This window comes from Microbulbifer sp. SAOS-129_SWC (assembly GCF_039696035.1).
In the GTDB taxonomy this organism is placed as follows: Bacteria; Pseudomonadota; Gammaproteobacteria; order Pseudomonadales; family Cellvibrionaceae; genus Microbulbifer.
Genome location: NZ_CP155567.1, coordinates 2,573,403 through 2,597,526 on the forward strand (window position 1 = coordinate 2,573,403; position 24,124 = coordinate 2,597,526).

27 protein-coding genes are annotated in these 24,124 nt (G+C 54.3%); 21 read left to right on the forward strand and 6 right to left on the reverse strand.

Features of this window, described 5'->3' with window-relative positions; all coding sequences use genetic code 11:
- Window positions 1-39 precede the first annotated feature (39 nt).
- Together ABDK11_RS11130 and ABDK11_RS11135 are read left to right on the forward strand one after the other, a co-directional pair.
- A complete protein-coding gene (locus ABDK11_RS11130; RefSeq protein ID WP_346836579.1) occupies window positions 40-1,068 on the forward strand; it encodes an AraC family transcriptional regulator in 1,029 nt (342 codons plus the stop codon).
- A gap of 117 nt (window positions 1,069-1,185) precedes the next feature.
- A complete protein-coding gene (locus ABDK11_RS11135; RefSeq protein WP_346836580.1) occupies window positions 1,186-2,676 on the forward strand; it encodes a phospholipase D family protein in 1,491 nt (496 codons plus the stop codon).
- 26 nt (window positions 2,677-2,702) lie between these two features.
- Here ABDK11_RS11135 and ABDK11_RS11140 read toward each other — a convergent pair whose 3' ends face one another.
- From ABDK11_RS11140 to ABDK11_RS11165, 6 genes are all read right to left on the reverse strand, one after another.
- Entirely contained in the window at window positions 2,703-3,149 is a 447-nt protein-coding gene (locus ABDK11_RS11140) for an OsmC family protein (protein WP_346836581.1), read from the reverse strand.
- A gap of 145 nt (window positions 3,150-3,294) precedes the next feature.
- Window positions 3,295-4,587, reverse strand: a complete 1,293-nt coding sequence (locus ABDK11_RS11145) for an outer membrane protein transport protein (protein WP_346836582.1) — start codon at window positions 4,585-4,587, stop codon at window positions 3,295-3,297.
- Between the two features lie 29 nt (window positions 4,588-4,616).
- A complete protein-coding gene (locus tag ABDK11_RS11150; RefSeq protein WP_346836583.1) occupies window positions 4,617-5,405 on the reverse strand; it encodes a transporter in 789 nt (262 codons plus the stop codon).
- A gap of 184 nt (window positions 5,406-5,589) precedes the next feature.
- Complete coding sequence (locus tag ABDK11_RS11155) at window positions 5,590-6,747, reverse strand: acyl-CoA dehydrogenase family protein (protein WP_346836584.1); 1,158 nt, start codon at window positions 6,745-6,747, stop codon at window positions 5,590-5,592.
- Window positions 6,748-6,856: 109 nt separating this feature from the next.
- Window positions 6,857-7,780 carry a DMT family transporter gene (locus ABDK11_RS11160; RefSeq protein ID WP_346836585.1) on the reverse strand — a complete coding sequence of 308 codons (924 nt, stop codon included), beginning with the start codon at window positions 7,778-7,780 and terminating at the stop codon, window positions 6,857-6,859.
- Window positions 7,781-7,910: 130 nt separating this feature from the next.
- Complete coding sequence (locus ABDK11_RS11165; RefSeq protein WP_346836586.1) at window positions 7,911-8,420, reverse strand: Lrp/AsnC ligand binding domain-containing protein; 510 nt, start codon at window positions 8,418-8,420, stop codon at window positions 7,911-7,913.
- 142 nt (window positions 8,421-8,562) lie between these two features.
- Between ABDK11_RS11165 and putA the strand changes: the two genes are divergently transcribed.
- The 19 genes from putA to cyoA all read left to right on the forward strand — a co-directional run bounded on the left by putA (window position 8,563) and on the right by cyoA (window position 24,123).
- Entirely contained in the window at window positions 8,563-11,721 is a 3,159-nt protein-coding gene (gene putA, locus ABDK11_RS11170) for a bifunctional proline dehydrogenase/L-glutamate gamma-semialdehyde dehydrogenase PutA (protein WP_346836587.1), read from the forward strand.
- A 340-nt stretch (window positions 11,722-12,061) separates the two neighbouring features.
- On the forward strand, window positions 12,062-12,541 hold the full coding sequence (locus tag ABDK11_RS11175) for a hypothetical protein (protein ID WP_346836588.1): 480 nt from the start codon (window positions 12,062-12,064) through the stop codon (window positions 12,539-12,541).
- A gap of 136 nt (window positions 12,542-12,677) precedes the next feature.
- Complete coding sequence (locus ABDK11_RS11180) at window positions 12,678-13,025, forward strand: ankyrin repeat domain-containing protein (protein WP_346836589.1); 348 nt, start codon at window positions 12,678-12,680, stop codon at window positions 13,023-13,025.
- Window positions 13,026-13,918: 893 nt separating this feature from the next.
- On the forward strand, window positions 13,919-14,281 hold the full coding sequence (locus tag ABDK11_RS11185) for a hypothetical protein (protein ID WP_346836590.1): 363 nt from the start codon (window positions 13,919-13,921) through the stop codon (window positions 14,279-14,281).
- A 159-nt stretch (window positions 14,282-14,440) separates the two neighbouring features.
- Complete coding sequence (locus tag ABDK11_RS11190; protein ID WP_346836591.1) at window positions 14,441-14,830, forward strand: hypothetical protein; 390 nt, start codon at window positions 14,441-14,443, stop codon at window positions 14,828-14,830.
- A gap of 129 nt (window positions 14,831-14,959) precedes the next feature.
- A complete protein-coding gene (locus ABDK11_RS11195; RefSeq protein ID WP_346836592.1) occupies window positions 14,960-15,316 on the forward strand; it encodes a hypothetical protein in 357 nt (118 codons plus the stop codon).
- Between the two features lie 112 nt (window positions 15,317-15,428).
- A complete protein-coding gene (locus ABDK11_RS11200; RefSeq protein WP_346836593.1) occupies window positions 15,429-15,968 on the forward strand; it encodes a hypothetical protein in 540 nt (179 codons plus the stop codon).
- Between the two features lie 117 nt (window positions 15,969-16,085).
- The gene (locus ABDK11_RS11205) at window positions 16,086-16,481 is read left to right on the forward strand and encodes a hypothetical protein (RefSeq protein ID WP_346836594.1); all 396 of its coding nucleotides are present in this window, start codon (window positions 16,086-16,088) and stop codon (window positions 16,479-16,481) included.
- 103 nt (window positions 16,482-16,584) lie between these two features.
- Window positions 16,585-16,965 carry a hypothetical protein gene (locus ABDK11_RS11210; RefSeq protein ID WP_346836595.1) on the forward strand — a complete coding sequence of 127 codons (381 nt, stop codon included), beginning with the start codon at window positions 16,585-16,587 and terminating at the stop codon, window positions 16,963-16,965.
- Window positions 16,966-17,000: 35 nt separating this feature from the next.
- Complete coding sequence (locus ABDK11_RS11215) at window positions 17,001-17,336, forward strand: DUF6404 family protein (RefSeq protein WP_346836596.1); 336 nt, start codon at window positions 17,001-17,003, stop codon at window positions 17,334-17,336.
- Between the two features lie 251 nt (window positions 17,337-17,587).
- Window positions 17,588-17,956, forward strand: coding sequence for a VOC family protein (locus ABDK11_RS11220; protein WP_346836597.1), 369 nt, complete (start codon window positions 17,588-17,590; stop codon window positions 17,954-17,956).
- Window positions 17,957-18,051: 95 nt separating this feature from the next.
- Window positions 18,052-18,384, forward strand: a complete 333-nt coding sequence (locus ABDK11_RS11225; protein WP_346836598.1) for a hypothetical protein — start codon at window positions 18,052-18,054, stop codon at window positions 18,382-18,384.
- Between the two features lie 366 nt (window positions 18,385-18,750).
- Window positions 18,751-18,975 carry a hypothetical protein gene (locus ABDK11_RS11230; RefSeq protein ID WP_346836599.1) on the forward strand — a complete coding sequence of 75 codons (225 nt, stop codon included), beginning with the start codon at window positions 18,751-18,753 and terminating at the stop codon, window positions 18,973-18,975.
- Between the two features lie 154 nt (window positions 18,976-19,129).
- Entirely contained in the window at window positions 19,130-20,152 is a 1,023-nt protein-coding gene (locus ABDK11_RS11235) for a hypothetical protein (RefSeq protein WP_346836600.1), read from the forward strand.
- A 351-nt stretch (window positions 20,153-20,503) separates the two neighbouring features.
- Window positions 20,504-20,671: a hypothetical protein gene (locus tag ABDK11_RS11240; protein ID WP_346836601.1), complete on the forward strand. Its 168-nt coding sequence runs from the start codon at window positions 20,504-20,506 to the stop codon at window positions 20,669-20,671.
- A 509-nt stretch (window positions 20,672-21,180) separates the two neighbouring features.
- Window positions 21,181-21,732, forward strand: coding sequence for a hypothetical protein (locus ABDK11_RS11245; protein ID WP_346836602.1), 552 nt, complete (start codon window positions 21,181-21,183; stop codon window positions 21,730-21,732).
- A gap of 223 nt (window positions 21,733-21,955) precedes the next feature.
- Window positions 21,956-22,564, forward strand: a complete 609-nt coding sequence (locus tag ABDK11_RS11250; protein WP_346836603.1) for a helix-turn-helix transcriptional regulator — start codon at window positions 21,956-21,958, stop codon at window positions 22,562-22,564.
- Between the two features lie 82 nt (window positions 22,565-22,646).
- The gene (locus ABDK11_RS11255; RefSeq protein ID WP_346836604.1) at window positions 22,647-23,195 is read left to right on the forward strand and encodes a pyridoxamine 5'-phosphate oxidase family protein; all 549 of its coding nucleotides are present in this window, start codon (window positions 22,647-22,649) and stop codon (window positions 23,193-23,195) included.
- 124 nt (window positions 23,196-23,319) lie between these two features.
- Entirely contained in the window at window positions 23,320-24,123 is an 804-nt protein-coding gene (gene cyoA / locus ABDK11_RS11260) for a ubiquinol oxidase subunit II (protein ID WP_346836605.1), read from the forward strand.
- Window position 24,124 lies beyond the last annotated feature (1 nt).

Below are 24,124 nucleotides of genomic sequence, written 5' to 3' on the forward strand. Positions count from 1 at the left end.
TTTACTCGGCCCGGCGCATCTTCTTCTATCCTTGCAGGCATGACCAGCCTGATCCGCGCCGCGACATTGCAGGGCTATGCCGACCTGGTGACCCGACTGAACGGAGATCCGGATGCCCTGCTGCGGCGCGTGCACATCAATCCCAACACTCTGCATGAACTCGATGGTGTCATCTCACTGCAGGCGCACTTGCGCCTGCTGGAAGAGACGGCGCGGGAGCTGCAGTGCGCGGATTTCGGCCTGCGCCTGGCAGAGTGCCAGGACCTGATGGTGCTCGGTCCGCTGGCCGTGGCCGCACTCGGGGAAAAAGATGCCCGTGCCGCCCTGCTAAAAATATCCGAACTGATGCACTTCCACTCCCCGGGTCTCGCCATGAAAGTGCAACCGAACCACCAACCCGGTATTGCGCGGCTGGATTTTGAGCTCAGGATTCACGCGCTCGAATACCGCCAGTTTATCGAGTGCGCACTCGGCGTCGCGCAGAAGGCCGTACAGATGCTGTGCGGTGATCACTATCGCCCCCATCGCGTGCTGCTCGATTTTTCCTCGCCGCTGCCGCAGGCATGCTACCAGCAGTATTTCAGCGCCCCGGTTTATCCCGACGCCGGCCACAACGCACTGGAATTTTCTGACGACGGCCTGTCCCAACCGCTGCCGCGGAACGAACACGCCATGAACAATGTAATGGAGCAGTTCGTGCGCGACACCATCGGCGAGCGCAGTATGGAGCTGGTGGAGCGGGTAAGACTGCTGATTATGTCGCTGCTGCCCACCGGGCGCTGTTCCCTGAAAATCGTCGCACTACAGCTGGGCTTCAATCCCCGCACCTTGCAGCGGCGGCTGGCAGAAGAGTCGGTAAGCTTCCAGCAGCTGGCCGATCAGCTGCGGCGCCAGTGTGCCGAGAACTTTCTGGCCGAAGTCGATATGCCACTGGTACAGGTGGCCGGCCTGATCGGCTACACCGATCAGAGTTCCTTCAACCGCGCCTGCCAGCGCTGGTTTGACGCTACACCGCAACAATACCGCGAACAACTGAGCGCCACGGCGCGCACATTGATAAGGCGCTAGCCCCCGGACACGCGCCCGTCGCTGCTGCACACGGATCTCGGCTAAGCTGAATGGCAACACCGCCATATCGCGGTTGAACCGCCCGCTTCCGCCACAATCCGCCGCACCGCCACAGCCATGCACAAAACTGCCAACCGCCCCCGTACCAGTGCCCTGCCCCCCGCCGTCAATACGCGGCTGGCACACGGCGTGGCCGCCGCTAGCGGCACCCGCGGCGGTGACGAATCCGGCTTTCACCTGATGCACGACGGCCTGTCGGCGTTTGTTGCCCGCGCCGTGCTGGTCGAGGAAGCCGAGGTCTCCCTGGATCTGCAGTACTACATCTACAGCGATGATATCTGTGGCCGCCTGCTCACGGCCAAACTGCTGCAGGCGGCGGACCGCGGCGTGCGTGTGCGACTACTGGTGGACGACCTGGGTACGCGCCTGGTCAACCCCTGGGTCTCCGCGCTCGCCAACCACCCCAATATGCAGATTCGCGTCTTCAATCCGGTCGAGGGACGCAGCGGCCTGCGCCGCAGCCTGGAGCAGGCACTCGACTTCGGCCGTATCAACCACCGCATGCACAACAAGTTACTGGTGGCCGACGGGCTGGTGATGATCACCGGCGGGCGCAATATTGCCGACGGCTATTTCAGCAACGCGGAGGTGGAGTTTCTCGATGTCGACACCATGGCCATCGGCGGCGTGCTGGCCGACGCCGCGGCCTGCTTCGATGACTACTGGAATCACGCGGTCTCCGTCCCGGTGACGGAACTGCTGCTGGCTGACGACGAAGACTATTCGCTGGAAAAACTACGCGGACACCTGCAGGCCCATCTGGCGGCCGAAGCCCGCTCCGAGTTCCACCGTGCACTGGAAGGCGCCGACCTGGCGCAAGAGCTGGCCGAGGCGCAGGTGCACTTCGACTGGGGCGCGGCACAGCTGCTGGCAGACCCGCCGCAAAAAGCCACCGACCCGCAGAGCCTGGCAGCGGAGGATTTCCCCGCGCACCAACTGAAAAAGGCGCTCGAGCAATGTCGCGAGCGGGTGCAAATCGCCAACGCCTACCTGATTCCGCGCCAGCGCGGGGTGGCGCTGTTCGAAGGGCTGCGGCGCCGCGCGGTGCAGGTACAGATACTCACCAACGGGCTCGGCACCACCGATGAAGCCGTGGTGCACGGCGCCTACGCCCGCTACCGCAAACCGCTGCTGCGCAGTGGAGTGCAGCTGTGGGAACTGCGCCCGATTGCCGACCAGCGCCGGCGCCTGCACTGGTTCAAGGGAGAATCGCGCGCCAGCCTGCACGCCAAGATCATGGTGCTGGACCGGGACTGGGCGTTTATCGGTTCTCTCAACCTGGACAGCCGCTCGGTCTTGCGCAACACCGAAATCGGCCTGCTGATGCACTGCCCCGCGATCAACCGGCAGCTGCACGATTTGTTCGATGAATGGACAGCGCCCGACTGCGCCTGGCAACTGCAACTCAACGCGGAGCGGAAGCTGCGCTGGCACGGCCGCGGCGAACAGGGGGAAAGCGTGACCGTCCACCGGGATCCGGATTCGACGCTCTGGCAGCGGTTGTTGTGCCGGGTGCTGGGGAGGCTGCCGGTGGAATCGCAGATTTAGGCGCGACACTGCCCTGTTGTTTTGCGCTAGGTTGACGCCAGCCGCGAGCGCACGACGATTTCCGAAGTCAGGGTATTGTGCACCGGGCAGCGATTCGCAATCTCCAGCAGCCGCTGGCGCTGCTCACCGGTCAGCTCTCCCTCCAGGGTGATCTCGCGCACTATCTCGTCGATCTTGCCGTCTTTGGTTTCGCAGTCTTCACAGTCCTTCGCATGCACCTTGCGGTGGGACAGAATCGTGCGCACGCGCTGCAGAGGAATTTTCTTGTGATCGGCATACATGCGAATGGTCATGTTGGTACAGGCGCCGAGCCCGAGCAGCACGTATTCGTAGGGACCGGGGCCCTTGTTGTCGCCGCCGACATCCTCGGGTTCATCGGCGACCAGGCGGTGTGGGCCGGACTGTAATGTCTGGGTAAACTTGCCCTCCCCCGCCTCTTCAACGGTGACAACCGTCGGTGTTGGTCCACTCATGCGTACTTCCTTTTTTTTGCTGGCAATTACTCGCTGGGCGCACGCCCGTAAAAAAATCCTTATGGCTACAAGCCGGATTCAGGTCGCCGGGGCGCCCTGTCAGCGAGCGAAAACTCTATCACAATGAGATGGTGAACTCCGGCGCTTACAGCTCGAACTGCACCGACGCGCCAAAGAAATTCAGCGCATAATTGTCGTAAGTGCCCTGCAGCCGGGGATTAAACGGTGCCCCACCGCTCTGGTCGATCCTGGTATCCCCCATCCACACCAGCGTATAGCCGACATCGAGCCGCAGTCCCGGGCACAGTTCCTTGCGCGCTCCCAGCCCCAGCCGCCAGGCGTTGTCGACCACCAGATCCGCGGTGCGCGAGCCCAGGTCCTCCATGCTGCTGTCGAAGGCCACGCCGGTGGAGAACGACCACCCCTGCAACCTGCCCGCAGTGAAGCGATGGCGCACGCCGAGGGCGCCATGCCAGGTATCATCGTATTCCCGGTTGATCGTGGCGCTGGTCTGGTTCGGATTATCAATCTCAAAGCCGATGTAGCCAAACTGCGACCACTCCTGCCAGTTCAGGTTGGAATACAGGGTGGTATACGGCGTAAGGCGCTGTTGCCAGCTGACGGTTGCCGTCTGCGGCACCGTCATATCGATCTTGGTACGCGCGCCGTTCAACCGTGCGACCAGCGGCGAAAACAGCGGCCCGAAGTCTTTGAGGCGCAAATCATCCCTGAATTTCCAGTCCACCTCGGAGGTGTAAGTAAAGCCCAGCGTGGTGGTATCGGTCGGCTTGTAGATCACGCCCAGGTTGCCGCCATAGCCGATATCGATATCGTCGTATTTCAGCCTGCCGTCCCCCAGAGCCAGGCCCGAGCGGGGACGCGATTCGTATTTGTAATAGCCGCCCATCACGTTGAGGCCCAGACCTATAGACAGGCAGTCGCTCGCCTTCCAGCTCAGGGACGGGAGCAGGCTCATACCGATGAGACTGGTCTCCGTGACGAAGCGGCGGCCCTTCCAGCTGCTGTTGTAATCCAGGACGCCCCCGACATTGCCGGCCATCGCAAACCCCCAGCCGAGGCGGTCACTGAGGTGCCCCGCGGCGAAAAAGCCGCCGCCCGGGAACCACTCGATCGCATTGCCGCCGTCGTTTCCCGGCACAGTGCTGGCGCCGCCATTACTGAAATCGAGGTTTCCATAGAGCAACTGCCCGGCCGCCATCATCTCGGTATGGTCACGCCACACGGTACCGGCCGGGTTGGTATAGGCGGTGGACGCATCTTCGGGCATCGCCGCCCAGCCGGCGCCGGCCGTGCCCAGCGTGGGCGTGCCGATTTCCCACACCATCAGGCCGCCGGCACTGGCCAGCGGCGATAGCAACAGCGCGCCGGCGGTTGCCACCAGGGCCATTTGTTTACGGGGGCAATTGAACCGATCCATAACCAACTCCATCTGGTGGCAGATTCACTCTATTTCGGGAAAAGCAGAATGAAATTAAAACGAAAACCCATATTGTGAGCGCCGCCATCCGGGCTCTCGGCGTAATAGCGCGGCCCGGCCTGTATCTGGTAGGTCTGCTGTCCCACCTTGAACAACTTGGCCACCAGAAAGGCCACGGGCACGTTCCACTGCTCCGATTCCCAGTCGTAGGTGGATTCCGTCTGCAGGGTGTAGGTCCAGGCACTCGGCGTGGTGTAGGCGGCAAAAGGTTGCAGGAAAGTGCTGTTGATGTCGGCGCGATTGCGATTGCCGCCGTACGACCAGATATGGTTAACCAGCGCGCCATAGGTCCAGCCACCGGTTTGCTTCAGCACCACAGCGGTGGGACCCGCGCCCCATTTCTCGGTACCCAGTTCATCCTCGGTGGCGGTCGGGAACAGGAAAACCGGGCCCACCCCCCAGGTAATACCATTGACCGGTTCTGCCGGCGAGAAAAACAGGCTCTGGGTGGTATCGCCGAGGCCGGTTTTTTCCGGCGCCTGCGGGAACACATCTTCCTGGTTGATCACCGGAACAATGGTGCGGCTGATCAGGTTCCACTTGTCATTCAGGCTTATGGGAATCACCGGCTGGATGTTGAGCGTGTAGCGGTGCCCCTGATCGAGCGGGCCGACGTCGCGATCAAAATTGTTCTGGAAAGGGACGCTGATCAGGCTCGATACCGGATTCGCCAGTTTTTTCGCAAGGTCGGCCCCGCTTTGCGCATTGGCCAGCGACATATTCAGCAGTAACAGTAATCCCAGCGCGCCTTTCCACATACCGGCACTCCATAGCCTTCACAGAGAATTCCAATTCGCCCCGTAAAGTGTAGGAAGAAAATACCTGCTGAATTTTCACCATGCGTTGGAGTGAAGGTGATTCGATAGATCCCCCGCCAGGCACAAAAAAGGCCCGGCAACGTTTCCGTTGCCGGGCCCTGTGAGTCGGATTAAGGGAGCGCCGTCAGCGCACGCCCTGCAGCAGATGGCGCGCGATAATCAGGCGCTGAATCTCACTGGTGCCCTCGTAGATGGTGGTGATGCGCACATCGCGCGCCATCCGCTCCAGCGGATACTCGCGGGTATAGCCGACACCGCCGTGCATCTGCAGGGCCACATAGCAGGCCTCGTTGGCCTTTTCACTGGCATAGAGTTTGGCCATGGATGCGGCCGGGCCGAACGGCTGGCCGGCGTCTTTCTGCCAGGCCGCCTGCATCAGCAGCAGGCGCGCCGCCTCCAGCTCGGTGTACTTGTCGGCCAACTGCCACTGCAGGCCCTGGAAGTGGGCCAGCGGCTTGCCGAACTGCTCGCGTTCCTGCAAATAGCCGCGCGCGCAATCCAGCGCTTCCAGGCCGATACCCAGCGCCAGCGAGCCGATACCGATACGGCCGCCGGCCAGTTCACCGGCGGCGATGCGGAAGCCGCGATTTTCCTCGCCGAGCAGGTTGGCGGCGGGAATACGGCAGTCGTCGAAGGCCACTTCGTTGGTCACCGAGGCCTTCTGCCCCATCTTTTCCTCGGCCTTGCCGATGATCAGGCCCGGCGTGCCCGCCTCCACCAGGAAGCAGGAAATGCCCTTGCCCTTGGGGGCGTCCGTATCGGTCACCGCCCAGACGACAAAGACACCGGCGAATTCCGCGCTGCTGATAAACAGCTTGCTGCCATTCAGCACGTACTCGTCGCCCTCTTTGGCCGCGCGGGTGCGCATGGCCGCGGCGTCGGAGCCGGAACCGGGTTCGGTCAGGCAGAAGGAACCGGCGGCATACTCGCCGCTGCAGATCTTCGGCAGGAAATACGCTTTCTGATCGTCGTTGCCCACGGCCTGGATGACCTCCGCCACCATGTTGGTGACCGAGGTAGTGGTAGCGGTCGAGGCACAGCCACGCGCCAGCTCGGTGATGGCCAGGCTGAAGGCAATACTGCCCGCGCCGGTACCGCCGAAGTCGGGATCGATATTGATGCCCATAAAACCGAGCTCGGCCAGCTGCTTGAGCTTTTCCAGCAACAGGGCGCGGTTGCCGGTGTGGTCCAGTTCCGCGGCGACGGGTTTCAGTTCACTCTCGGCAAACTGGCGCGCGGCGTCCTGGATCATCTGCTGTTCTTCGGTGAGTGCGAAATCCATACAGTACCTATTTATTCTCTAACGTCTCTCGTAGTGCACGCTAATTTCTCTAGTCGCGGCATAGGGCCGCTGCGACAGAGCACCGGCCTGCGCCGCTGAGCGCTGCGATCTACACGCCGCGCGGGCGCAACCTGAGCAAACGGCGCAATGCCCCGTTCTGAATTGCGACACCGAGCATAATCAAAACCAGACCGACAATGGTTGCCTTTTGAATCTGTTCGCCCACCAAAAGCGCAATCAATAGCAACGATAGCGGCGGCGAGAGATAAATCAGGTTACTGATCCGCGCCGTATTGTCGCAGGCCAGCAGCGCCGCCTGCCACAGCAGGAAGGCGATACCCATTTCGAACAGGCCCACATACACGGCGCCCAGCCAGCCGGCCAGCGGCGGCGACTGCCAGCTACCCTGCACCACCAGCGCCAGCCCCAGCCACGGCAGCCCGCACAGGAAGCCGAGCAGCAGGTTGACCGGCGCGCTGCCGCCGATGCGCGTATTGAGCAGCCAGTAGCAACACCAGATCAGGGTGCTGAACAGGGCCAGCGCGATACCCAGCGGCTGTTCGAATTGCAGGTTGACCAGGCTGCCACCGGTGGCGATCACCAGGACCCCGCCATAGCAGAGCATAGCCGCCAGCAGATCCTGCGGGCGCAGCCGTTGCTTCAGCACCGGCACCGACAGCAGCGCCAGCAGAATGCCCCAAGTGTAGTTCAACGGCAGCACCTGCTGCGCCGGCAGCAGGTGGTAGGCATTGAACAGCACCAGGTAATAGAGAAACGGATTGCAGAACCCCAGCAGCAGGTACCAATACCAGTGGCGCCGCCAGGCGCTGCGGAGCAGAGCCCAGTTGCGCGACTTCGCCACCACCAGCGCCAGCAGCAGCGTGGACACCAGCGATGCCACGCTCACCAGCTGCAGCGGGGTCAGATAGCGCAGCGACAACTTGAACGCGCTGGCCACCGTGGACCAGCAGAGCACGGCGGAGAGGGCCAGCAGGTAGGCGCGGCGGTTGTCTACGGCAGGGGAATCGCGCATCGGCAGTGACTTCTTAGTGGCTCTAAGTGGCTTCTATCTGGTAGTGGAGCGTGATACGCAATGGGGATACCGGGTCACGCGCCGCGCTGCCGCGCCGCACACCCGGCATACGGAAGTAGAGCGGCAACACCTAGCGCTTGGGGCTTTTCACCTTGGGCTCCGGCTCCGGCACCGCGACCGCGGTGTCGGTCTTGACCTCCTGGATCACCACATAGGTGTGGGTTTCACGTACGCCGGGTATCGAGGCCAGCTTTTCGCCGAGGAATCGGCGGTACCCGAGCATATCCTTGATACGGATCTTGATCAGGTAATCAAAGCCGCCGGCAACCATATGGCATTCCTGCACCTCTTCCAGGCTAGAAACATGGTCGTTGAACGCTTCCAGTGCCTCGGTGGCGGTGTCGGTCAGGGTGACCTGGATATAGACGACCAGCCCGGCATGCACCTTCAGCGGATCCAGCAGCGCCACATAGTCGCGGATAAAGCCCTCGCGCTCGAGGCGCTTGACCCTTTCCAGGCACGGCGTCGGGCTCAGATTGACCCTCCGTGCCAGTTCCACATTGGGCAGACGCCCATGACGCTGAAGGATGCGCAAAATCTGGCGGTCGATACGGTCCAGATCTTCCAACTGTCGAGACATAGCAACATACCCTACTGGTGATCACGCTTATAGGCATTATATTTAACCACAACCGCCGCCAATATGGCGATTAATTCTGAGGACTTTCGCACATAATCCGGTTTTTTATTCTGGACCCCACAGACAGAGTTTGGGAGACGATATGTCGACAACACTTGCCGGCCAATCCACCGACCAGTTGCACGGTGCCCGCCAGCGGGCCCGCCAGTATCTGCACGCGGATGAAAACCAGTGCGTCAGTGAACTGCTGGCCGCACCGCGCCCCAGCGACGAGCTGCGCCAACGTATCCTGCACAGCGCCCGCGAGCTGGTACGCCATTCACGCCAGCAGCGCAGCAAGCGCGGTACCCTGGACGCCTTCCTGCAGCAGTTCGGTCTGTCCAATAAGGAAGGCGTAGCACTGATGTGCCTGGCCGAATCCCTGTTGCGGGTGCCCGATGCCGACACCGCCGACAAGCTGATCGCCGAGAAAGTGCACTCCGGCAACTGGTCCAGCCACCGCGGCCAGTCTGATTCGCTGTTCGTCAACGCCTCCACCTGGGGCCTGATGCTGACCGGCAGTATCGTCGAACTCGACCCGGACATCACCGACCAACCCTCGTCCTGGATGAAGCGCCTGGTCAGCCGCATGGGTGAGCCGATGGTGCGCACCTCGATGATGCAGGCGATGAAAATCATGGGCGGCCAGTACGTACTGGGCCGCACCATCGAGGAGGCCCTGAAGCGCGGCCCGGCGGAAAACGCCTCCGGCACCCGCTTCTCCTTCGACATGCTGGGCGAAGGCGCCCGCACCATGGCGGACGCCGAGCGCTACTTCGACGCCTATATGATGGCGATCGAGAAGATCGGCAAGCACAACACCCAGCACGACGTGGTCGAAGCCAACGGCATCTCGATCAAGCTCTCGGCTCTGCACCCGCGCTACAGCGTGCTGCAGCGCGAGCGGGTTATGAGCGAGCTGCTGCCGCAGGTCATGCGCCTGTGCGCAGCGGCGGCCAAATACGATATGGGCCTCAATATCGACGCCGAGGAAGCCGAGCGCCTCGATATCTCCCTGGACATTTTTGAAGCCCTGGCCCGCGCCCCGGAACTGAAAGACTGGCAGGGGCTCGGCTTCGTGCTGCAGGCATACCAGAAGCGCGCTCCGCACGTGGCCGACTGGCTGATTGCGCTGGGCCGCGACACCGGCCGCAAGCTGATGGTGCGCCTGGTGAAGGGCGCCTACTGGGACACCGAGATCAAGCACGCCCAGCAGATGGGCCTGTCCGACTACCCGGTATACACGCGCAAGTGCCACACCGACCTGTCTTACCAGGTATGCGCGCAGAAGCTGCTGGATGCGCGCGATGCCATCTACCCGCAGTTCGCGACCCACAACGCCTACACCGTGGGCCTGATCCTGGAAATGGCCGGCGACAGCGAAGGTTTCGAGTTCCAGCGCCTGCACGGCATGGGTCACCTGCTGTACGCGCAGGTTGAAGCGGTACACGGCAAGCGTGTGCCGATCCGCGTGTACGCCCCGGTGGGTGCGCACAAAGACCTGCTGCCCTACCTGGTGCGCCGCCTGCTCGAGAACGGCGCCAACAGCTCATTCGTAAACCGCTTTATGGATGAGAAAACCCCGATCGATGAACTGGTGCAGGACACCCTCAAACTGAGCGAAGCCTGCAACCCCTACCGCCACCCGAAAATCCCGGTACCAGAGGACATTTACATGGGCGCAGAGGCACTGCCACGGAAAAATTCACACGGCCTGGAACTCACCGACCCGCTGGCGGTGGAACCGCTGCTGGCCACCGTGGAAAAGATGCGCGGCAAGGAATTTCGCGGCGGCCCGATCGTCGACGGCGTTATGGGCAAAACCGACCTGCCGGTGCACAACCCGGCCACCGGCGCGCTGGTGGGCTACACCGCCAACACCGACAAGCAGCTGATCGAGCAGGCCTACGCTGATGCCAGCGAAGCACAGATCGCCTGGGACCGCCTCGGCGGCGCCAAGCGCGCAGAGATCCTGGACCGCATCGCCGACCTGTACGAGCAGCATATCAACGACCTGACCGCGCTGATCTGCCTGGAAGCCGGCCGCACCCTGAACGACGGCATCAGTGAAGTGCGCGAAGCGGTGGACTTCTGCCGCTACTACGCCAACGGTGCACGCAAGCACTTCAGCGAGCCGACCGACCTGCCCGGCCCCACCGGCGAGAGCAACCAGCTGTTCCTGAGCGGCCGCGGCACCTTCGTGACCATCAGCCCGTGGAACTTCCCGCTGGCGATCTTCACCGGCCAGGTGGTGGCCGGCCTCGCCGCCGGTAACGCGGTACTGGCCAAGCCCGCCGAACAGACACCGCTGATCGCCGCCCGCGCGGTAGAGCTGATGCATGACGCCGGCGTGCCCACCAAGGTGCTGCACCTGATCACCGGCACCGGCGCCGCCGTCGGCGCGGCGCTGATCGAGGACCCGCGCCTGTCCGGCGTGGCCTTCACCGGCTCCACCGAAACCGCGCGCCTGATCAACAAGCAGCTGGCGGACAAGGAAGGCCCGATCATCCCGCTGATCGCCGAGACCGGCGGCCAGAACGTGATGATCGTCGACTCCACCGCCCTGCCCGAGCAGGTGGTGGACGACGTGATCCAATCCGCCTTCCTCAGTGCCGGCCAGCGCTGCTCCGCCCTGCGCATCCTCTGCGTGCAGGACGTGATCGCCGACAACCTGCTGAACATGCTCAAGGGCGCCTGCGAGGAACTGACCCTCGGCGACCCGTCCAAGCTGGAAACCGATATCGGCCCGGTGATCGACGACAAGGCCCTGTCCATGCTCGAAGACCACCGCGAGCGCATGCAGCAAGAAGCCAAGCCGCTGTTCGCGTTCGACGAGAGCAAGAAACCGGCCAACGGCACCTTCTTCGGCCCGCAGGTGGTCGAGATCGAGGACTTCTCGCTGTTGAAGCGCGAAGTGTTCGGCCCGTTCCTGCACGTGGTGCGTTTCAAGGCCGGTGAACTGGAAGACGTGATCCGCCGCATCAACGCCACCGGCTACGGCCTGACCTTCGGCCTGCACTCGCGCATCGAAGGCCGCGCGCACGCCGTGTTCAAGCGCATCAACGTCGGCAACACCTACGTCAACCGCGATATGGTCGGCGCCGTGGTGGGCGTCAACCCGTTCGGCGGCCAGGGCCTCTCCGGCACCGGCCCCAAAGCCGGCGGCCCGCACTACCTGTTCCGCTTCGCCAACGAAAAAACCAAGACCATCAACGTCGTCGCCACCGGCGGCAACACCGAGCTGTTTACCCTCGGCGAGTAAATCCCGGTCTCACAGGACCTGCGATAGGGCGAACTTCGGTTCGCCCTTTTTTATGCCTCCTCCCCCAAGATCAAAAGCCACTGGCTCTTGATCACACCGAATATCGCGCAAGCCTTTGATTCCTAAAGCCCCCGTAATATGATCAAGAGCCGTACAAAAAATAAACGACACAGGCGTTCGCTCGTTAATTCCGGTTAATATTTAAACATTAAATCGTAACCAATTGATTTCAATGGCTTTTTATTTCTCCCGAGATTTGGCTATCGGGGATCAAGAGCCAAAGTGATAAAGAGTCGTCGGCCTTTGAATAAACTGTTATGCAATCATCGGTACTCACACAGTGAATCAAAAAATTAAAGACTTTTTCAGCTGCTCTGAACTATTTGATTACATGAAATGCCGTCAACTTTCCCATATTCGTGGGAATTGGGAGTTAACCTGGAGTCATGCAGAGGAAATTTATGAGCCAGAAGATGATAGCTATGCTGATCTGGTTAACAAGTTGATTGACCAGTTGTGTCTTCTCGATCCGCCAATAAAATATCATGACCATGAAGATCGCTTGGCTGAATTCTGCAGAGAGCGGCTCAATTGGGATATAAAGAAGGTAGGAAATCGCTGGATAGGCTCAGAATATCGATCCATTTTGGAGCAGGGTGGTTTTGATGATGAGGAGGAGGCTGATCTTTGTCTAGCTGCCTGCGGCAGAGTTAAAGCGGCATTAGAACGTGATCAATTGCACTTTGATGATATGGAATCATCGCACAGAGCAATCCTTTCTGATGTGATCGCAATTATTCTCTACCATCGGAGCGTCTAGTGCATAACAAGCAGCGGCAGAGCGACAGCCAACGCTACGCACCTTTTGTGTTACTCGCTGTCGCTCAAACATTAACACAAAAGGAGCTCCGCGCTGGCTGCGCCTGCGCTGGGCGTTATGTTTTAGGACCATGGGCATGAAAGCGTTCGTTATTTCTACTGTATTAATACTTTCTGGATGCGGATTCTACGATGCCAATGACAAGGTAAATCTGATCATTAGTTGTGCTAGCGGGGATTTTGAAAAAGTGAAGGAGTTTTCCGAAAAGGTACGATCACTAGATTATGTCTCTATCAAGGGAGATACTCCGTTGGTGGCCGCAAGCTATAATGGCCATTTGACGGTGGTTAAGTACCTGATTCAGAAAGGTGCGACTTGTAATTTTCCTGACGAGTTGGGCAATACGGCGAAATCAGTCGCACTTGAGAGAGGATACAAGGATATAGTTGGTTTTCTACAGGCTGATAGCACATGTACAAAGTAGCAAAACATAACAATCACAGGCACGTTGCTACAGCCCTTCGGGCCTCCGCGGGACGGCCTACGCTGCGCTCCGGCCGCCCGTGCTGTGGGCGTTATGTGGCTATCGGATCGAGGCGCAGATGAATATTAGAAATTTTTTTGCGTTAGTTCTTGCTCTCTCTGGAGCAATATTATTAGCGAGCGCCTTGTGGTCTTTAACGGGTATATATACATGCCCAGAGGGCACGCCGGATTGTGAGGGTTGGGCCATTTGGGGTGGCTATGTACTCGGTCCAGCAAGCTTCGGGCTTCTAGTTGGTGGAATAGCTCTGTATAAAAGGTATAGCGCTTGGTTTCAGCTTGCCACAGCCCTTGGGTTAGCGTGGGGCGCATATTGGGGGTTCATGTGAACCCACATAACAATCACAGGCAGTTAGCGCCGGCCCCTGGCGGGGCCTCTGCGGGACGGCCTACGCTATGCTTCGGCCGCCACTGCTGTGGGCGTTATTACGGCAACCAAAATTCTGGTTGGAAAATTTAGAAACGCGGAAGTTTTGTGCCGTTTAAGAGCGTTTTCAGTATCGGGTATGTCGCAAGGTTCCAGGCTGGCAGTTTCGCTCCTAGAGCCTTCGTTCAACAAATGTGGTTCCGCACCTTCAATCCAGTATTGTAGGTGCCGGTAAGAGAATTCACGGGCGGGTAAGTTTTGGTATTCTTTCTCGTCTTAATTGGGTTGCGGCCCTCCGCTGCGCTACGGGCAGCGTGCCAGTAGGTCGTGCAAACCGTGCCTTTAATAACTAGGCCAAGCAGCATCGCCCGCGCCCTTCGGGCGCCGGCTGGACGGCCTACGCGGCGCGCTACGCACGCCAAGCGCTCCGGCCGCCGCTGTTGGCAACGTTATACGCAAAATCGAGTATGAAGAACGCAATAATCGTAATTTTGTCTTTTTTATTGGTTGGATCGCTTGGGCTTGGTTTCTTTGTAGCTAAAGATCTGGCATTAGCTGAGCCAAAGTACGGTGCTGTTTCGTGGTCAGAGAATGATCTGATCATTCTAAACAAGGCGTACGCGGAGCTTGGTAAGGAAGCGAAATTTCCTTTCGGCTACTATCCATTTGAAATAGTCGAACGCGAGGGCGGCACATCAGTAAGGTTCAGAAGTTATAGGTTTCTTCAGTTAAGAAAGTCTGCATTACTTGATGGTGACATTATGGATGGCTGTGTATACGTTAATTTTGATAAGTCCATGAAACTGCAGGACGTCTTTTACTGTGGCTAGGCGTATAACAAGGCGAGGCATTTCGTTCCGGCCCTTCGGGCCTCCACCGGACAGCTTACTTTGTGCAATTTATGCGCAGGTCGCTCCGCTCCCATTTTCGCGCATAAAGCGCCGAAAGCAAGCTGCCACTGCTCGCGGCGTTAGCTGCTACTGAGAGCCATGAGAAATATCCTACTTAGCTTATTGATTTGGTCGAGTCCGTTACTGGCAGAGCTAAACCCGGATGAAATTGAGTTTGCGGCTGAAAATATTGCCTTTTACGAGAGCGTAAAAGTTCAGGAGATAGAAAGAGAGAAGGACGCCGCAATACTGGCTAATCTCTATTTTGAAAAGTATTCGGCTTTTAGTGGGTCTCCAATACGTATCAAAGATGCTGATAGCGAATGGAAGTTCTCGGTTGGATATGGTTACGGCTTAACTGAAAGCGGAGAAACAATTGTTATAAATAAAGAAGATGGTGCTCTTTCGCATAACACATGGCCAAAAGATCTGGCATCGAATTTGGTTGCAGAAAAGCTGGTGGAGCTCAGAGCTCATGCACCGGAGTGAAATCGCAGCTAACCAGGCAATGCAGCCGACGGCCAACTTTGCGCACTTCTTGCGCGGTCGCTCCGCTCCCATTATCGCGCAAAAAGCGCACAAACGTAGCCGCGGTTGATTGCGGCGTTAACTGTACATATGGATAATCAAGAATATTACAAGGCTCAGAGTCATGGGTTCTCATACCCACAAGAATATGATGGGCTTATTACAAACGCAGGTGAATTTGGCGAATTGCGCTGGTGGTTTATCGGCTCATCTTCAGGCTTATACGACATTAGCTATGAGCTTGTGAACAGCGACCTGAAATCAAGCATTGAGCTATTCCCTTTCGCCAAGAGTAGCGAAACAAACGCATTAGCCTGCTTCGATTCAAGTGGTAAAGTCTATTTCGTTATCGGTTCCAAGCCACTAAATGAAGTAGATTGGTCGCAGCGATTAACCAAACCAAACATAACAGAATGGTACAACGGGGTAATGGCAGGTGAGTTCTAGGGCCACAGTTAACAAGTCAAAGCACGCGGACTTGGCAAAGTTGTCACCTTTTTTCCAAAAAGCCGCCAACTCCACCAAGCTGGTGTTTGAGGCGTTATAAGGCATTGAAAATATGAGGATTGTTCTAGCTCTATTTTTTTCAGCTCTGTCTATACCCACATTTGCATTAAATCTTCCCGATGGCTGGAGACTTCCAAGTGAAAAGGAGCTCTCAGGGGAAGAGAGGGATAATGCACATAACTCCTATTCCTCGGGCAGTCGTTTTTCTAAAGCGGAGGGTGACTTCAACAGTGACGGTGTATTAGATTTCGCTTATATACTAGTCAGTACAAAGTTCAATGGAGACGGCCTCTTTATATATTTATCAACTCCATATGGTTATAAATGGATTGCACTGGAGGAAGGTAATTTGGATAAAGCATATCCGGACAAGGGTTATGTATACTCTACTCCAGCTATGGGCATAGGGGCACTGTCTCCGACGACATTTCGCTCATATGTAGAAAATGCTTGGCCAGAGAATAATGTCTTTCCGGAAGAGGCTGACTTTTCTAGCTCCGCACTAGATTATTTTAAATTTGAGAGTGCTGGATCTCTATATTTTTGGAGTAAAAGCAACAAAAAATTTGTAAGGTTTTGGTATAGCGACTAGTCGCCTTATAACAAGGTGCAGCAATCGCTCCCGTTGGTCGCTGGGACGCCCAAAACGCTGCGCTTATTTGGCCGCCCCTGTGCGCGGCGTTAAGTGTTCTAGAGCAATGAGGGAAAAATGAAAAATTCTTATGCTGCGATAATTGTCGGATCTGCTCTTGCTTTCTTTTTAGAGGTGGTTGTCGGCTACACTAGCGCTATCGAAATCCCAAAAATAATTTTTGAAAATCTAGGCCCTGAAAATGGACTCCTTCTAGTTGGCATATTCACAGTGACTATCCCATATTTCTTAGTCTCTATTCTGGTTATTCCATTCTTGGCCTATTTCGCTAGATCTAAAACGCCAGCATATAGCATTGTTACCATGGTGACCCTTGCAGGAATTATTGCCTGGAAATCAAATGGAAATTCTGCTCTCATTAGCCACTACTGGTCCTCAATACCCGTCACCTTGGGTCTCCTATCTATATTGCTAGCGGCATGGCTAGTTACAAAGCATAAAGTCTACACTTAACAAACGGCTGTTATCGCCCCTTTGGGGCTGGGACGGCCTTTCCGCCGCTTTGCGGCTCCAAGTCCGCCCCAAAGCCGGGCGTTAGCTCACCAAGTAGTGATTTATGAGATACGCAATATCCTTTACATTTCTATCTGGCCTCCTTTTAGGTGGGGCAGCTACCTATATGGTAAACCTGGATATTGCAGAGAAGAGAGAAGTCGCAATCTATGAGGGAGCTAGAAGAAATGTGTTAGTTGATTTCGTGCGCTTTTATCGTACTAGCGCAATAAAAAAGCATATAAGTGAGAAAGAAGGTCTGGAGTGTTTCCTAGTTGATTTATACTCTGACATATCGCGTGAGGTAGAGGAAAATAAAGTTCCTCTGAAAAGTTACATTTACAAAAATGAATCTGCATATACCAATATAAATAAAGATCTCAAAGAGGTCGCCACGCTGATTGAGTCGAAATTAGAAAGCCCATGCCCACTGATACAGAGCTAACAATGCAATGCAGCCGCGGCGTTAGGCGGTAAGCAATGAATAGTTTAGAAAAATACAAAAAGGCCGCTGATTTTCTTGTCAAAAATGGCATTGAAAAAAAGTCATTGGTCCCACGTTATGTGAGATTTCTTGCAAATCTTGGGTTTGAGGTAAAGCACCCGGCTTATGCGTCAATTTCATACAACCATTTACGGTACTTGCTCCAACTATTTTTGCCGTTTTCTGCAGGTATCGGAATTTCACTGCTGTTGGGTCGAAGTGTCGACTATAAAATTTGGGTTGGCGCAGTTATTATTCTTCCGCTTGTATTTTCTCTATACGATTGGTCTCGTGCCTCAGATAAAAATCTTCCGCGTTGGGATGATCTATGAGAGCAATGTGCCTAACAAAGCAATGCAGCCGACGTCTTACTTCGTGCACTTTTTGCACGGTCGCTACGCTCCCATTGTCGCGCAAAAATTACAAAAAGTAAGCCGCGTCTGATTGCGGCGTTATGCATAAGACTTACCCACGTTTAGTAGACACCCTGTATAGTTAGGTTTCGGCCTAACATGGAGGTGTACCATGGGTAAGAAAAGAACTCAGGCGTATACGGAAGAATTCCGTAGAGAGGCGGTAAAATATGAAAGTTAAGCGCATTATGGCCAATACGGCCACATCTGACCTCAGCAAAGCGAAGGCCTTTTATATGGACATACTGGGCCTTGAACTCTTAATGGATCACGGCTGGTTCAAGACATACGGATCAGATGCAACGATGACTATTCAAGTGAGTTTCGGGTCTGAGGGCGGCTCGGGGACTCCTGTCCCCGATCTATCCATCGAGGTTGATGACATCCAATCTGCATTGTCACAGTTCAAGATGGCGAAGGTTCCAATCGAGTATGGGCCCGTCAGCGAGCCCTGGGGTGTTACGCGCTTCTACGTTCGCGACCCTTTCGGAAAGCTCATTAATATTTTACAACACGAGCGAGCGAATGCCCCTGACTAACTATCCCCGCGGATGCCCGCGAGAATAGCTACCCGTCAATCGCCGTTGTCCGGGCTCGTCGGCGGCTGCGGACGTTAGGCAATGGATAGTGAAAGATGATCGTAACTATTTTCGGATGTCTGATTTTCGTTGCTAGCGTTTTTCAGATTCGATTTCCAAACCTGGCTGTTCTTTTAAGAAATGAAGAATCAGCGACCTGGAAGTCTCTTGGAGCGCCACTGGGGTTCTCCTTCACGGATCTAGGGAATACACTTTCGCTTTACAGCTGGGTTCTCTCTAAAAAATTCCTGGAATCAGAAAATCCTGAGATTGTTGAAGAAGGTAAAAAGGCATATATAAAAGCCCATCGAATAAAGTATGGACTTATTCTTGGCCTAACCACAATAATCATGGGCTTGGCCGTCGATCTCGTGCGGTCATTTTCTTAACAAATCCGGGCAATTTTCTCCGGGCCTGCGACCCTCCTCGGGACAGCTTAGCTTGTGCATATAGTGTGCGGTCGCTGACGATTGTATTTTAGCGAAAAATCTGAAAATTAAGCTGCTCTTGAGCGCGACTTGATAATTCAAATTTGGTACCCTCATAACGATAAAAATGAATATATCTTATCCGTACATATGTGCCAATATGGATAAAGCACTTAAAGAGGCGCTCGGACCCCTAGGCGCTTATATATTAGACAAGTTTTTTCGGAAGTAAACCAAGTAAACTTAATTTCAGACTTGAATATATTTATAATCCAACATAAAAAATTCTGCAGATAAAAATACGGTTAAGGATAATCGGAGGAAAGAATGGAATTTATTACCAGCACCGCTGATGTAATTGGACTTATCATCTTTGGGTTTAGCTTTATTATGATTCTTACCCTTGCCTTCCAGAAAGGCACAGGCTGGGGTCTTAGCATGCTGGTATTTACGCCGATAGCAGCGCCAATATTTCTACTGAAAAACTGGAATGAATCTTCTTTCTGGTTTTCCGGAGCGGCGATAGGCCTGGCAATAATGTCAATCTTTTGAGCCCGCTTTACCTCCGCAAGAACGATGCCCCGAGCTTTTCCTTTCCGCAGGATGCCCGACATTTTGCATTTTTGTGCGAATCGCTGCCCCCTCTATTCCGTACAAAATTAACATGGAATTGATCTACCCTGTTGTAGACGTCAAGTAAAATAAAATGGTAATTCATATCCCCAGAAATTCTCATCGCTACTTAAGTGTGGCGTTGTTTCTGTTCTGTTTTCTATTCATCCCTTTTTATACAAGCGAAACATATAAAGCACAATCATCTACAAACTTACTCTTGCTAGGTTGGTTAGGGCTTTTGGCCGGTTATTTTTCATGGCTAGCTAACCCGGCTTATCTTGTTGCTGTTATATTCAAAAAAAGGAAAATAACAATCTTATTTTCCGTTCTAGCTTTAATCCTATCCTTATCTTTCCTGGAAAAGGAAAGGTTAGTAGTCAGCGAAGCTCCTACATATGAAGCAATTGTCGCCTATGGCCCTGGCTATTTCCTCTGGACACTTTCCTTCTTCACTCTTTTTCTGGGGGAGATATTAGCCACACCTAAAATTAAGGAATCTCATAGGCAGGCCTCACTGATTTCAGCAATTATCTTTTTAACACTTATCTATGGGGCCTATTATTGTTGGGGAAACCGCAGTATTTATCATATATTTTCAGAGCGCGAAAAGAACTTTATGGCGCTATGCTCGAAAGTTCAAGAAAGACAATACAAACCCGTCAGAAATATCAAAGGGGTTTATATTGACTACATACCCGGCAACTACTTCAGAGACATTTCAGGCCACAAGTATGGCGCCCATGGTGGGACCTTAATTAGTTATATTCGTGGTGGTTACTATGACTTTGAAGAAAGAACACCCTATAGCGAAAAAGAAACGACATTACCTTTTGTTAGAATCTACGCTAATGCACCCAATAAACGCTTACCGATTAAAAACCTAGAGTCAAATTACTCGGTAACCTCTATTGATTTGGCATCAGGTCTTCCGGATGCCTTGGGAATAGAAAGCTACAAAATTATCATAAAATCTTTAGAGACCGGCGAAATATATGCAGAGTCATCTTTTGCAACTATTGAAAACGAACTAAAAATTTGTGCCCCCACAGATAGCAGCACCTATTCAGTATCTGGCTTTGTTTTCAACGCGCTGAACCTTCAGAAAAATCACTGACGGGAGGAGTCCACTTAACAGGCGTAGTTACAGGCGTAGAATTCCCTCTGCCCTATAGTTTTAGCTGTGTTCTAGAGGTTATGACACAGCCGAACCATACGAAAATATGACAGAAGGTTGATGAAATTATTAAGATGGGCACAACCCCCTTTAAATTTTCACGGGCATATTGCCAACCAGGCATTTACTGCTATAGGTTATCCAAGGGAATTGGAGGACTATGCGAGTAATTAGCAAGCGGATATTATCGCCCTTCCGGGCTGCAAAGGGCCTTAAAACCAACCCACCAGCCAGACACGCTGAAACCGCATGTTATGGCACGACGCCGCTCACAAGACAAGGAGAGAGTGTGTGAGAGAAACTGTGAAAGAATCATTGAAAGAGTCATTAAAAGATTGGTGGGCTAACAATAAAGAACATGAAAAGAGAGCCTTATTGGTTTTGGGTGCTATTTTTTGTGGAATTTTTATTTTTGTATCCGGGATTTCTGTGGGGCGTGCTGTAGCAGCACTCATATAGCTGAAAGCAGCAAAAACCACGATGGATACTTGTGAATACGCCATCTGGAAAGCACAGAAAATTACCCAATGGTACGCCTGATGGGAAACCCACAGGAGAAGTCATTGTTGACCGTAGAGACAAGAAGGATGTTGTGTTTATCCCCCTCCCCTGTTGACTTGTCATACCTTCCAGAGATTTTAGCGTGAAGGCATCATCATCGTCTCACGACCTGTTTTTCTCGTTTCTGTACAGCGCATTGGGCATCGCCATGGCCACTGCAGCATTCTCAGCCCTGTTTGGAAAGCGCCATTTATGGCGCCGGCACTACTTTTGATTTCAGTATTTCTATTCGTGCTAACTCCTCAGCACTCAGAGCATCTTGACGTGGATAGGTAACAGCAATCGTCAGCAGTATTTCAATCGTACTGAATCAAGCATTGCATTAAATCCTGAGTATTAGATACTCTTCCGCCTCGCTCCATCTACCACCCCAGATACCGTTTTTCATATAGGAGAAGGAACTCACCATGCGACTAATTCTTGCGCTCTTGACTTTTATTACCGCAATTGCCCATGCAGACTCTTATCATCGTTTTGCAGGTATTACCTGTATTGAAGAGGCCGGTTATCTTGAAATACGGGCCACAGGTATTAGCAATATCTTTATGGATGGTATAAAACCTGAGGTGATGAAGGCGATCAAGGAGAAGTCGAACCTTCACTACGGGAAAAATATTGAACAATCATGCAAGCTTGGAAAGTATTCCTATACCACTCAGATAAAATTTCAAGATTCTCAGAGCCGTGGTCGATGCATGGGTAATCCCGGTGGATATATAACACTAAAAAGAAACGGGAAAACCATAATCGATAATGTATCATTTGACTGGGATTGCGACTGGCCAGACCTGGATACAATTAAAGTGCAGTGGTATAAATTTGTTCATGCTTGTGGGATAGATCATACTCAGGGCGAGCGATACAACAGGTCTTTCTGTATAGACTATTCGGGTGCTAGAAATCCGATAATCAATAAAAAAGAAATTACCAGAAAGCTCAATCGTCTATACCCAGAATAGATTAGAATATAGCCAAGTGCTCTGGTAGACATCATAAAATACGCACCTCTGTGCGCGGTTATCACTCCGCCATTTGCACAGAGGTGATGTGTACTGTACACCGCCCCGAATCCGGGGTTATCGGGCCATGTCATACACAATGCGTACAGGTGTCACAAAGGTGTCGTAACCAATTAAGGCTGATCCACTGAAAATATGACCTCAATTTTCAGAGGACAGAAATGTGGAAGTGAAAGTAAACGCACAAAAAATAACCAGCTTGAGAGCTACCCGGGCCTGGAGTCAACAACAACTGGCTGACATCGCATCAGTGAGTTTGAGGACCATACAGAGGATTGAAAAGAGCGGAAATGCCTCGCATGAGTCCGTGAAATCACTTTCTGCGGCCTTTTCGATCAGGCCTGAAGATCTGCTGATTCAGGAAACACAGAAGTTTTCACTGGAAAAACTCGGTAAGAGATATATCGCCGCAATGTTTGCGTTAGGCGCGGCGTCTCTTCTGTATGCATCCTTGTCCTCGGCATCACCCATCATGCTCAAGGTAGAGGCAAGCTCAAATAATGAGCAGCTGGCATCCATCCATCTTCTGAATGAAGAAGGTGATCACAGCGAAATGCGTGTTGAGAATAGGCTCAAAATTGATATCTCTGCAGAACAGACCCCGGAGAACCAGATTCGCTTAAAAACCCGGGTCTATGAATTTAAGGAGAAGTTGGGTTATGTCAATGTAGCAAGCCCGATATTACTGACGGAGTTTAATAAATCAGCCGGGATTAAGTTTATCGCCGCAGACGGAGTACCCATTGAAATCCAGGTTACACCACAGAACTAGCTCTTAGGCTCAATAAAAAACGCGATATAGTGACCTCGCCCCCGGGGACCAGCTGCGGGGCGGGTTTTAATAGGGAAAATCGATGAATCAGTCACAACAGTTGTTTGGTAACCCTTCAGAGAGAGCGGCATCGAAAGTAAGAGATCATATGGTGCCGTGGATAATGGACTTTATCAGAAACTCACCCTTTTTGGTGATGTCGACGAGCGACAAATCGGGTAATTGCGATGCATCTCCCAAAGGGGGGTTGCCGGGGTTTGTAAAGGTATTATCTGAAACAGAGTTGCTGCTCCCTGATGTGGCCGGAAACAAGCTGTTTCAGTCTTATGAAAACTTTGAATCAAACCCTAAAGTTGGCCTCGTATTTTTTATCCCGGGCATAAACGCGACGGCGCGAGTGAACGGGGCCGTTTCAATTTTGAGAGCAGGCAACCCGGAATTTGAGGCACTGGGCCTGGAGGTCTATACGCCTGACGAAAAAGCGAAAATATTACAGGCGATAAAAATATCCGTTCATGAATCTTACAGTCAATGCCCGAGGGCTTTGGGATTTTCAGGCTTGTGGAACGGCGATACGATCGCGCGCAATGTCGAGCACTCACCCATCGGCAAGTGGGTTGCGGGAACGTAAGGATCTGCGCCAGCTTTGCCACTACTGAATAGACAACGCCAGGCTCCGGGTAGCCACCTGCGGCAAAATCATCTTTACTAGGCTGGAGTAAGCCCCTCGAAGGATTGCTCAAGCGATATAGCCAGTGGATGCCTGCAACCTGATTCGCGCGCCAATTCTGCACCCTGCAGGCCCCGTGGCCATCGCCGAGCGCGACCTGCTGTTCACCGCGGTTTTCATCATGCTGATCGTGGTGATACCGGTCTTCGTGATGACCTTCCTGTTTGCCTGGCGCTACCGGGCATCCGGTGGCCGCGGACGCTATACGCCCAACTGGTACTATTCCGGCAAAGTGGATGCGGTCATCTGGTTGGTGCCGGCGCTGATCGTGATGGTGCTGGGCTACCTGCTGTGGACCGAAACCCACAGGCTCGACCCCTACCGGCCACTGGCCACCGACGCTCCACCCCTAGAGGTAGAGGCGATCGCCCAGGACTGGAAGTGGCTGTTTATCTATCCCGATCTGGGAGTCGCGTCGGTCAACGAGCTGGCGTTTCCCAGCAGCCGCCCCCTGAGCCTGAAGATCACGTCCGATACGGTGATGAACTCTTTCTTTATTCCGGCGCTGGGCGGGCAGATCTACGCCATGGCAGGTATGCAGACACGCCTGCACCTGCAGGCCGACAAGCCCGGCTGTTTCCGCGGCCGCAATATGCAGTACAGCGGCCACGGTTTCCCCGAGCAACGCTTCGCGGTGCGGGCCCTGACCCGGACCGAGTTCGATGCCTGGCTGTCCAGGGCCAGGAAGTCCCCCCAGAAACTCGACCAGACTAGCTACCGGGCGCTGGCTGCGCCCAGTGTCGACCACCCTGTCAGCTATTATTCCGGGGTCGCTCCGCGGCTGTACGACAGTATTGTCGCGAAATATGGCGGCAAACATCCGGAATAAG

Coding starts and splice junctions, on each gene's coding strand:
- ABDK11_RS11130 (WP_346836579.1), top strand. CDS start 40: ATGACCAGCCTGATCCGCGCCGCGACATTGCAGGGCTATGCCGACCTG.
- ABDK11_RS11135 (WP_346836580.1), top strand. CDS start 1,186: ATGCACAAAACTGCCAACCGCCCCCGTACCAGTGCCCTGCCCCCCGCC.
- ABDK11_RS11140 (WP_346836581.1), bottom strand. CDS start 3,149: ATGAGTGGACCAACACCGACGGTTGTCACCGTTGAAGAGGCGGGGGAG.
- ABDK11_RS11145 (WP_346836582.1), bottom strand. CDS start 4,587: ATGGATCGGTTCAATTGCCCCCGTAAACAAATGGCCCTGGTGGCAACC.
- ABDK11_RS11150 (WP_346836583.1), bottom strand. CDS start 5,405: ATGTGGAAAGGCGCGCTGGGATTACTGTTACTGCTGAATATGTCGCTG.
- ABDK11_RS11155 (WP_346836584.1), bottom strand. CDS start 6,747: ATGGATTTCGCACTCACCGAAGAACAGCAGATGATCCAGGACGCCGCG.
- ABDK11_RS11160 (WP_346836585.1), bottom strand. CDS start 7,780: ATGCGCGATTCCCCTGCCGTAGACAACCGCCGCGCCTACCTGCTGGCC.
- ABDK11_RS11165 (WP_346836586.1), bottom strand. CDS start 8,420: ATGTCTCGACAGTTGGAAGATCTGGACCGTATCGACCGCCAGATTTTG.
- putA (WP_346836587.1), top strand. CDS start 8,563: ATGTCGACAACACTTGCCGGCCAATCCACCGACCAGTTGCACGGTGCC.
- ABDK11_RS11180 (WP_346836589.1), top strand. CDS start 12,678: ATGAAAGCGTTCGTTATTTCTACTGTATTAATACTTTCTGGATGCGGA.
- ABDK11_RS11185 (WP_346836590.1), top strand. CDS start 13,919: ATGAAGAACGCAATAATCGTAATTTTGTCTTTTTTATTGGTTGGATCG.
- ABDK11_RS11190 (WP_346836591.1), top strand. CDS start 14,441: ATGAGAAATATCCTACTTAGCTTATTGATTTGGTCGAGTCCGTTACTG.
- ABDK11_RS11195 (WP_346836592.1), top strand. CDS start 14,960: ATGGATAATCAAGAATATTACAAGGCTCAGAGTCATGGGTTCTCATAC.
- ABDK11_RS11200 (WP_346836593.1), top strand. CDS start 15,429: ATGAGGATTGTTCTAGCTCTATTTTTTTCAGCTCTGTCTATACCCACA.
- ABDK11_RS11205 (WP_346836594.1), top strand. CDS start 16,086: ATGAAAAATTCTTATGCTGCGATAATTGTCGGATCTGCTCTTGCTTTC.
- ABDK11_RS11210 (WP_346836595.1), top strand. CDS start 16,585: ATGAGATACGCAATATCCTTTACATTTCTATCTGGCCTCCTTTTAGGT.
- ABDK11_RS11215 (WP_346836596.1), top strand. CDS start 17,001: ATGAATAGTTTAGAAAAATACAAAAAGGCCGCTGATTTTCTTGTCAAA.
- ABDK11_RS11220 (WP_346836597.1), top strand. CDS start 17,588: ATGAAAGTTAAGCGCATTATGGCCAATACGGCCACATCTGACCTCAGC.
- ABDK11_RS11225 (WP_346836598.1), top strand. CDS start 18,052: ATGATCGTAACTATTTTCGGATGTCTGATTTTCGTTGCTAGCGTTTTT.
- ABDK11_RS11230 (WP_346836599.1), top strand. CDS start 18,751: ATGGAATTTATTACCAGCACCGCTGATGTAATTGGACTTATCATCTTT.
- ABDK11_RS11235 (WP_346836600.1), top strand. CDS start 19,130: ATGGTAATTCATATCCCCAGAAATTCTCATCGCTACTTAAGTGTGGCG.
- ABDK11_RS11245 (WP_346836602.1), top strand. CDS start 21,181: ATGCGACTAATTCTTGCGCTCTTGACTTTTATTACCGCAATTGCCCAT.
- ABDK11_RS11255 (WP_346836604.1), top strand. CDS start 22,647: ATGAATCAGTCACAACAGTTGTTTGGTAACCCTTCAGAGAGAGCGGCA.